Below are 8,547 nucleotides of genomic sequence, written 5' to 3'. Positions count from 1 at the left end.
ACCAAATTGATTACACCTGGTATTGGTTCCAATCCCCAGAACTGGCTTTTCCCTTACCCATTCTGGGATTCAGGAGGGCGGTCGACGCTGCTGCGCACGGATAGCCCTCCGAGCTCTTGGAAGGGATCGAATATGATACGGCGTACGGCTGCAAGGGCATTAGCGGTTCTTTGCTGCGACCATCGTCCAACGGTCTGACGCGCCCTCAAACACTGATTCCACGCATTTTTCACCTTCGATCCAACCAAGATGCGCCGACAGCTCGCAAGCTATCGAATATTCATCAATCCTTATACACCGCTTCACGCTAACCGTCGATCCATCGCCGTACTTGGATATATCCCAGTTGGATATGCGGAAGAGTTCGGATTTCGCCTGTTCACTGGTCGGCCATGTAGCCTTATCGGGTATGCGATCGGGGCCTTTCACGGTAGCCAAAATGACCTGCGAAATCTCGCCAAGGCCGATGCTCGGCCGGCCGAGCATCGGCGCGGCGTAGATGCCGATACCGATGCCGATAGCTATTCCAAACAGGAAGCCGCGGCCCATCATTCTCAGTAGTTCACCATCGGACAGGCCCGACCCCGAAGGATGAAGCTGGCCTGTGGTCGACCCGCACTGTTGTGCGGTAGATTTGCTGCCCGGCGTCGCACCGCAAAGGAGGAGAAACCATGGACGTGCTCTATCCGCGCTGCGCGGGGCTGGACGTTCACAAGGACACGGTCGTGGCCTGTGTGCGTTGCGTCTCGTCGCCGCCGCATCGCGAGACCCGTAGTTTTGCCACGACGACGCGAGAGCTGCTGGAACTGTCCGAGTAGCTGAGGTCGCATGGCTGCACGCATGTCGCCATGGAGGCGACGGGTATCTACTGGCGGCCGGTCTGGCACATTCTGGAGGACGACTTCGCGCTGATCCTGGCCAATGCCCAGCACATCAAGAACGTCCCCGGCCGCAAGACCGACGTCAACGACGCCATGTGGATCGCCGATCTCCTGGCGCACGGGCTGATCCGGGCAAGCTTCGTGCCGCCGGCAGCAATCCAGGAACTGCGCGATCTGACACGCACCCGCAAGCAACTCGTGCGCGAGAGATCATCGGCGGCGAGAGCGATTCCGAGCGGCTGGCCGTTGGCGCCGATCCGCGAGCGTGCCCGCCTGCTGACGACCATGCCGGGGATCAGCGGGGCAAAGAAGGCGATCCTGGCCGTCGCCGCTTCGATGCTCGCCGCCGCCTACTTCATGCTCCGCGACGGCGTGCCTTACCACGACCTCGGTCCGCAGCACTTCGATCGGCGCCATCGCGACAACGCCATCCGACGCTTGGTGCGCAGGCTCCACGACCTCGGATGCCACATCAGTCTCTCTGCTCCACCACTCGCACAAGAGCAAATGACCTCAGCTCCTAATAGCCGTTATCGCGGAGATACTGGTCGATAGCCGCCTTCATAATGACGGTCATCTTCAGGTCGTTTTCGTGCGCGGCCTTTTCGAGCCGCTTCTTTGTCTCGTAATCCAGCGGCACGTTCACAAAGTGCTTCGATTCACGCTCGCGAGCTCGCTTCAGATCGCGAAGCCGGATCCGCGAATCCTCACGCTCCAAAGCGCGTGTCGTCGACCGCTCTCGGCGTTCAGCCTCCGTGGAGGATAACAGGGACGTTGGCGCCCAGTCTTCTTCCTCTTTTGCCGTCTGCGGGGCTGTGTCCGGTTCAACGTTGACTGGCGCCCCTGCAGTTTCGCCCCGACGTGGCGCGACTTCACCGGCTGGCTTGGCCGCGCCCGGCCTGGGCCGGCGCGGCGCGACGGGGAAATCCGAAACAGTCGTTTGTCTCTTAACCATTGACTACGTCCTTAAGGGAACTCGTCAGAAGCCTCTCGACGTCGCCGACCAGGCTCACAACTTCCGCCCTTGCCTTTTTCACGGGTTCCGTCAGTTCGAGCATTTGCAGTGTTCCGTAGCCGCTTCGGAGCTCGCGATAGCAGTTGCGTTCCAGAAGCTCGGTATCGAGCAAATAGGAGTCGTAGCCATTTTCGCGGAGGTTGTTCACGAACGGCCTGATCAAGCGATACGCCTCAAGATTGCGAGCCGGAATTGTTAACCGAGTGACGAAGTTGGCCTGCGGAATCATGTACCCGGTCTGATCGGCAATCTCCGCTGCGGCTTGGGCAGCTTCGCCTGCCGCCTTAATCTCATCCTGGTTCGGTTGGATCGGCGTGAGGATCAGATGAGAACTCCGGATAATGGTGTCGCGCACCACGCTGTCCTGACCGGGTGAATCCATGATCACCACGTCATATTTGCTTGCTTCAGCATCGAGGACCTGCTGGATCGTTTCTTGTCGCGCGGCCGTCACCAGATCGATGCCATCGGGCATGTTGTCCTTCGCCTCGCAGCGCTTCCACCACTCATGGAGATTCTGCCGGCCGTCGGCATCGATCAGCAGAACGCGCCGTCCCTGAAGAGCATATTCGCCGGCAATCAAGATGACTGCTGTGGTCTTGCCGGCGCCTCCCTTACCGCTCACCGCTGAAATACAAACTGGCATTGTCGGTAACTCCCTTCGCCAGGGCGCAAAGTCTTTTTCGGCTCGATCTCTGCGCGCTCGCGCAGGAAACGACTTAGGGTGAACGCCCTATGCTACTCAAATAGCCTGCTTCAACACACCATGCGAATAATCGGCCACAGCCTGCGAAAACATCGCACCAAAATGGCCCATGACCAATCAAACCCACGATACACAACTATATCATGTAAACACACCACGTCCAGGTCGTGCGTTTACAGCGTGGGGAAATGGCAAGTGGTTTCGTCACACACCTACAGGTCGTGTGGTTTTTGCGTGTGGAAATGACCAAAGGACCGCGAACGCTTGAGAGGGCCTAGCTGGGGCGCGCCTTCTTGGGAGTTCTGCTTAGTGTGGTGAACCCCGGAGCCGCGTGAGAGGACGTCTGTGCTGCTCGCACGCAGTCTGCAAGGGCGGAGAGCGGAGCGTCCCTTGCGGACGAGTACGAGGGGCACACAAAGGCCGACAAAGCGGTCCTGGAGGTGAACCCTGGAGAGCGTTTTAGCGTTTTGAAGGGGCAGGGCGAAGGCCTGCCAATCGTTTCAATAGGTCGAGCATGTTTGATTCCGCTCGACGATTTCCCCCATTAAATGCGAATTTCACCTCTATTGAGAGTGGCAGGATACGGAAAAATGTGCGACGTTTTCCTGACGATCGAGGAACAAGCCCTCGATGCCTGCCGCAAGCGCCAGAGAGAGGGGCCCAAGGCCAAATGGACGACGTGAAATTCGAGGTCCGGCTCGAGCCGGACCGGAAGGAACGCATGGTGCATGCTCGCGTCAGCGCGGACGAATATGCGGCGATCGAAAAGGCCGCCCAGGCGGCTGACATGACGGTTTCCGGATTTTTCCGATCGCTGATTATCGAGGGTGCGGGTGTCCGGCCGGTGCTGACAAAGGACGATCGCCTCGTGATGGCGTTGTTGCTCGAGGACATGCGCGCGATAGGCGTCAACCTGAACCAGGTCGCGCGATCGATAAACAGCGGCAAGAGCGTTCATCCGAGCGAGCTCGAGATCAACCTCGCGAATGTGCAGCGCGTCCAAGCGGCCGTGATGACCGAGCTGCGTTCGTTATCGAAGCGCGCCGGGCACAAGCGGCGAGGGGAGGGGTAGGGGCTTGGAACTCTTCTTCGGCGCGTTCACCAGCGAATGGGAGCAGCGGCGCGCGGCGCTGCTGCATGAGCTATCGCTTGGCGGGGGACGATCTACGGCCGAGGAAGAATTGCGGCGGCGCATGAAGGCGCTGGCCGAGCTTGGCGCAGCGGGTGGCGGCGGAGGTGGCGGCCGCGCCGCGTCGAAGAGTATGCACGGCACGACGGCAAAAGCTTCGGTGGCGGCTCGGCCGATGCAAGTCCGGCTTGCGGCAGTGGCGCAGGGAAGCCAGCCGGCCGTTGTCAAAATGGCGTCCTATGGCGGCGGGGCGCGGGTCGGGGCGATGCTGAATTACGTTTCGCGCGGCGGCGAGCTTTCCGTGGAGAACGAAAACGGCGAGCGCATGCGAAGCCGTGAGGACCTTGCCGGCATCCGGGCCGATTGGGATCATCTGTTTCAGAACCGAACCGAGAGCCGGGACATCGGCCGTTTCACCGTGGAGATCACAGCGAATGCTTTTGCGTCCGACGATGAGATGCATGAGCTGGTGAGGAGCAGCCTTACCAGCGGGTTTGGCGACCGGCGCTTTGCCTATGCCGTCGAGAAGAACGACGATGACTCGATGACCGTGCAAGGCGTCGTCGTTCTCAGGAGCGGGCAGGGGGAGCGGTTGACGGGTGATCAAAAGGCGGCCGGCATCATTCAGGTCCGATACGATGCAAGTGCGGCTGCGCGCGAAGCGGCCGCCCAATTCTCGTTTCAGGGGTATGGCAACGGTGTCGAGTACGGTTCGAGCAAGTTGCGGGACTTGGTCGAAAGTCACGATGGCGATGTCCGTGACGATCGAGGCCAGCCTGTCGCGGACGACAAGGCCGCGGGCGACCTGGTGCAAAAAGAATGGCGAGCGGATCTGCACAGCAGAAAAAGCCGCGATGTGATGCACCTCATCATGTCGGCCAGGGCTGGAACGGATGTCGCGGCTTTCGAGGGCGCCGTTCGTGACTTCCTTGCGGATCAGTTCGCCGGACATCGCTATGTGTTCGCGATGCACGACCCCGCCAATGACCCAAAGGAGGCAGGGGAGGGCGGAAAGCGCCCCCACGTTCATACCCACGCGATCGTCACCATGAAATCAGAATCCGGTGACCGGATCGAGACGACGCCGGCGGTGTTCCGGCAATGGCGGGAGGCGATGGCAGAAAAGGCCCGGGATCATGGCATTGCCATGGAAATGACCGATCGCCGGGAGTTCGCCAGTCCCCCAGCTTTCACGCGCAACCAGGTGCGCCCAGTCAACCGGGAAGGGCGCACTGAACATATCGGCACGAGCGAGGCAGCGCAGGCGAGATATGAGGCTAAACGGAACGGCCGGAGAGCCTTAGCCAAAAGCGAAAGGAGCCGGGAGTATACCGTAAAGGCTACACAAAGCTGGCAGAAGATTGCCCTTGCCAGCGGTGACCGAAGCATAGTCGCCTATGCCGCTCAGCAGCGGGATCAATTGATATCCGGGCTTTCGGCCGGAGAGGCAGAAGCGACCTCCAATATCGTACATGCAGATTTCGGGTCAAAATTCCGCGCCAATCTGGTAACAGTACAAAACCTGGTTTTGGAGGGTGACGAATTGCGCGAGACATCACGGACAGATTTCGAGGCTTATGAAAAGAAGGTCGAAACGGCCTTGTTCAAACTGGAGCGCAGCGTCGCTCCGGACGATCGGAGCGACTTTGACGAGATTGCGACCTTAGCGCGCGAACACGTCAACCAGCGGCGCGAGCTCATGCAGCTTCATGAGCAGCGCAACGAGGCTGTGGCAGAACAGGGTAACGAGGATCAACGGCGCGATCAGCGAGGCGAGGTGAACGAACAGTGGGAAGCTGCGATCACCAAGCACGGCGAAGCGATTGTTGAAGCCGCAAATGATGTCCTGATGGAGATCGATGCGGCCGCCACGATGCTGGCCGATCTGGAGAAATCGGAACCAGTTCACGATCCTGAGACCGGTGGCTACACATACGCCATAAGTGAAAAGGAGCGTGAAGAGACGGAGCAGTTGCGGGCTAGAATTGAGCAGCAGCAGGACGAGGCGATTTCACGCGCAGCGCGCCTCGCGATCGAGGGCAACACTTACATTCGCGAAGTGGCCGAGCAGGATCCGGACCTCCAGCGCGCCATCGACCAGGTCGAGAAGGACGCACAGCGGCCAGAGGGAGAGAAGGACAAGACGTCGGCGAACGTCGATACTGTTGCCGAACAGCAGCGCGATCTTCGCAACGAAGAGGCGGAGCGACAGCCCAATGACACCGAGGCTCACGAATCGCCTTCAACGGTCGACGCTACAAATCGTCTGCAAGATCAAGTTTACAAGGACAAGGAAGCCGCCCAGCGCGGTGGTGAAACAACACGGACCGATCCCGCGCAGCAGCATATTCCTCGACTCGAGGAGCTGGAGCGGGAGGAACTGGAAAAGAGGGAACGCGACCGCGACGATCGGGAACGTTAGGCGATCATCATGTTGAACAATCATCGGCAAGACTACGTAATCCAGAGCAACGATCCTAAGGGCGACGAAGGATTCGGGAAGGTGCTTGGCTTCGTTATCTGCTTCGTGTTTTTTCTTGGGGCGTTGCAAGTCGCCTATGAGACGGCCCTAGGCTGGTATCATGCCGCCATAAATTGGGGCGGTGAGACAATCGCTCATATCGCCAGTTTTCTGCCGTTCTAGGGGTCGTTTGCGGGGAGAGGGTGTTTTGCCCTGAACCGTATGGGTGGAATGACCCTTGACGCCGGATAGCAGACCTCGAGTGCCTGTTCGCGCAATCGTAACAGTCGACCCCGTTGCGGAAGTTCGCCCGCCATCGCTGAATTCACACCCTTGACCCTAGTCGGGACATTCCCGGCTTAAATTTGCTCGGAAAGCGGACCTTCACCGCAACCAGCAGCTGACTTTCTTGAGCCGGTGCTCTTGCCAGAAGCAGGACATTGGCCGCGACCAGTGCTCCAGTGCTCATGATCCGTTCCTGAACTTTCCTACGAGGTAGGCCGGGGTCGGACTGATAGACTCGTTCACGAGAGCGTCGGTACACTGCCGGACCGCTTTCAGATGAGAGCAATTGCATACCATCCAGACGCCGAGCAGACCGCGGGCTTCGCCATCGAGAAGCTCAACGCATTGCCATCGACAATCGCGCCAGACGCGCGGGTGCGCAGCGAAGCCCCGGTCTAGTAACCGATCGCGCAGCCGTCCTTGCGCGGGTCAGAGCCGCCGATCAGGTTGCCCTTCTCCCAGTCGATAACGATGCGCTGCCCGCCGCCATGCGGCAGCGGGCGGAGCACGACGTTGTGTCCGCGCGACTTCAGTCCGGCGACCGACTCTTCCGGCACGCCGCGCTCAACCTCGGTGACCTCGTCCACATAGAATACGCGAGGCGCGTCGATCGCCTGCTGAATGTCCATCCCGTAGTCGACCATGCTAGTGATGACGTGCGCGTGACCCATCGGCTGGAAGTCCGCTCCCATCACGCCGAACGACATCGTGCAGCGCCCGTTGCGCATGGCGAGCGCCGGAATGATTGTATGCATTGGTCGCTTGCTCGGCGCGATGGTGTTCGGGTGGTCCGGCTCGACCACGAATCCCGTTCCGCGATTGTGCAGCATCACGCCGGTCTTCTCGGTGCAGATGCCAGTACCAAAGCTAGAGTAGAGCGAATTGATCAGCGACACCGCCATGCGGTCGCGGTCCACGACCGTGAGATAGATCGTATCGCTCGACGGCGCGGGCGACTTCGGCAGCGGCACGCGCTTGCCGGGATCAAGCAACTTCGCGAGCTTCTTCGCAAAGGACTTGTCGAGCAGCCCTGCGACCGGCTCACGCATGTAGGCAGGATCCGCGATGTGCGTGTCGCGTACGCCGAACGCGAGCCGCGCGGCTTCGAGCGCGAGATGCAGCCGCTCCGCACCCATCGGATCGAGACTCTTCAGATCGAACTGCTCGAGGATGTTCAGCAGCACCAGCGCGGTCAGCCCCTGCCCGTTGGGCGGCAGCTCGACGACATCGAGCCCGCGATAGTTTGTCGAGATCGGCTCAACGACGTCGCCCTTGTGGCGTGCGAGGTCTTCCGCCGCGAGCAGCCCGCCTGCGGCCTGAACGGTCGCGGCAATGTCGGCTGCGATCGCGCCCTCGTAGAACGCCTTCGCGCCGCCCGACGCGATCGCCTTCAAGGTCGCGGAGAGCGCCGGCAGGCGCATCACATGTCCGGCCTCGGGCGATTTCCCGTTGACCAGAAAGTGCTTCACCGAGCCGGCATGCCGCGTGAGTTTGTCGACCATCGTGGCCCAGTCGGCCGCTACGCGCGGTGCGATCGGGAAGCCATCTTCGGCGTGGCGGATGGCGTGCTGCAGCACCTTGTCGAGACCGAATCGGCCGTGCGCCTTGAGGATCGCCGCCCACGCCTCGATCGCGCCCGGCACCGTAACGGCGTGCGGCGATGTCGCCGGAATCTTGCGCGGCAGGCCCGCCGCGAGCATCCGCTCGGTCGTGGCAGCACACGCCGCACGGCCCGAACCGTTGTAGCCCCATACCGGCGCATTCGGCTTCGCCACGAGGCAGAAGCAGTCCCCTCCGATGCCGGTCATCGCCGGCTCGACTACGCATAGCGTCGCGACAGCCGCCACGGCAGCATCGGCGGCCGTGCCGCCAGCCTTGAGTACGTCGACCGCCGCGATGCTTGCGAGCGGATGGGAGGTCGCGGCCATTCCTTCGCGCGCGTAAACGGGCGAGCGGCCGGGTAGATGGAAATCGCGTGGTGTCATATCGGCTTGGGTGTCGTGGCGGCGCGCCGACCCTTAGACCGATCGGGCGGGAAAGGCTACGCGATCTTTTGCGGCGGAATGACCA

General features: G+C 60.9%; 8 protein-coding genes and 1 pseudogene. 5 read left to right on the top strand and 4 right to left on the bottom strand.

What is annotated here, in order from left to right; translation table 11 throughout:
- Positions 1 to 159: 159 nt before the first annotated feature.
- A complete protein-coding gene (locus EOA78_RS20425) occupies positions 160 to 552 on the bottom strand; it encodes a hypothetical protein (protein ID WP_164783843.1) in 393 nt (130 codons plus the stop codon).
- 119 nt (positions 553 to 671) lie between these two features.
- On the opposite strand from EOA78_RS20425, the pseudogene EOA78_RS20420 reads away from it, so the two are divergent.
- Positions 672 to 1,436: pseudogene (locus EOA78_RS20420) on the top strand (transposase).
- Here EOA78_RS20420 and EOA78_RS37955 read toward each other — a convergent pair.
- Together EOA78_RS37955 and EOA78_RS20410 are read right to left on the bottom strand one after the other, a co-directional pair.
- Positions 1,402 to 1,527 carry a hypothetical protein gene (locus EOA78_RS37955; protein WP_348628495.1) on the bottom strand — a complete coding sequence of 42 codons (126 nt, stop codon included), beginning with the start codon at positions 1,525 to 1,527 and terminating at the stop codon, positions 1,402 to 1,404. The pseudogene EOA78_RS20420 and the gene EOA78_RS37955 overlap by 35 nt on opposite strands.
- A 301-nt stretch (positions 1,528 to 1,828) precedes the next feature.
- Positions 1,829 to 2,542 (bottom strand): ParA family protein, encoded by a 714-nt coding sequence (locus EOA78_RS20410; RefSeq protein WP_127316695.1) that lies wholly within the window; start codon positions 2,540 to 2,542, stop codon positions 1,829 to 1,831.
- Between the two features lie 730 nt (positions 2,543 to 3,272).
- Between EOA78_RS20410 and EOA78_RS20405 the strand changes: the two genes are divergently transcribed.
- From EOA78_RS20405 to EOA78_RS37750, 4 genes are all read left to right on the top strand, one after another.
- A complete protein-coding gene (locus EOA78_RS20405; protein WP_127316694.1) occupies positions 3,273 to 3,674 on the top strand; it encodes a MobC family plasmid mobilization relaxosome protein in 402 nt (133 codons plus the stop codon).
- Between the two features lie 4 nt (positions 3,675 to 3,678).
- Positions 3,679 to 6,153 carry a conjugal transfer protein TraA gene (locus tag EOA78_RS20400; RefSeq protein ID WP_127316693.1) on the top strand — a complete coding sequence of 825 codons (2,475 nt, stop codon included), beginning with the start codon at positions 3,679 to 3,681 and terminating at the stop codon, positions 6,151 to 6,153.
- 9 nt (positions 6,154 to 6,162) lie between these two features.
- Positions 6,163 to 6,375 carry a hypothetical protein gene (locus EOA78_RS20395; RefSeq protein WP_127316692.1) on the top strand — a complete coding sequence of 71 codons (213 nt, stop codon included), beginning with the start codon at positions 6,163 to 6,165 and terminating at the stop codon, positions 6,373 to 6,375.
- Positions 6,376 to 6,753: 378 nt separating this feature from the next.
- Entirely contained in the window at positions 6,754 to 6,876 is a 123-nt protein-coding gene (locus EOA78_RS37750) for a hypothetical protein (RefSeq protein WP_281034056.1), read from the top strand.
- Here the strand turns inward: EOA78_RS37750 and ggt are convergent.
- Positions 6,873 to 8,462 carry a gamma-glutamyltransferase gene (ggt, locus tag EOA78_RS20390; protein ID WP_127316691.1) on the bottom strand — a complete coding sequence of 530 codons (1,590 nt, stop codon included), beginning with the start codon at positions 8,460 to 8,462 and terminating at the stop codon, positions 6,873 to 6,875. The genes EOA78_RS37750 and ggt overlap by 4 nt on opposite strands.
- Positions 8,463 to 8,547 lie beyond the last annotated feature (85 nt).

The organism is Mesorhizobium sp. M5C.F.Cr.IN.023.01.1.1, assembly GCF_003997585.1.
Taxonomy (GTDB): domain Bacteria; phylum Pseudomonadota; class Alphaproteobacteria; order Rhizobiales; family Rhizobiaceae; genus Mesorhizobium; species Mesorhizobium wenxiniae.
The sequence above is the reverse complement of the archived record's forward strand: the minus strand, read 5'-3'. Positions and strand labels throughout refer to the sequence as shown.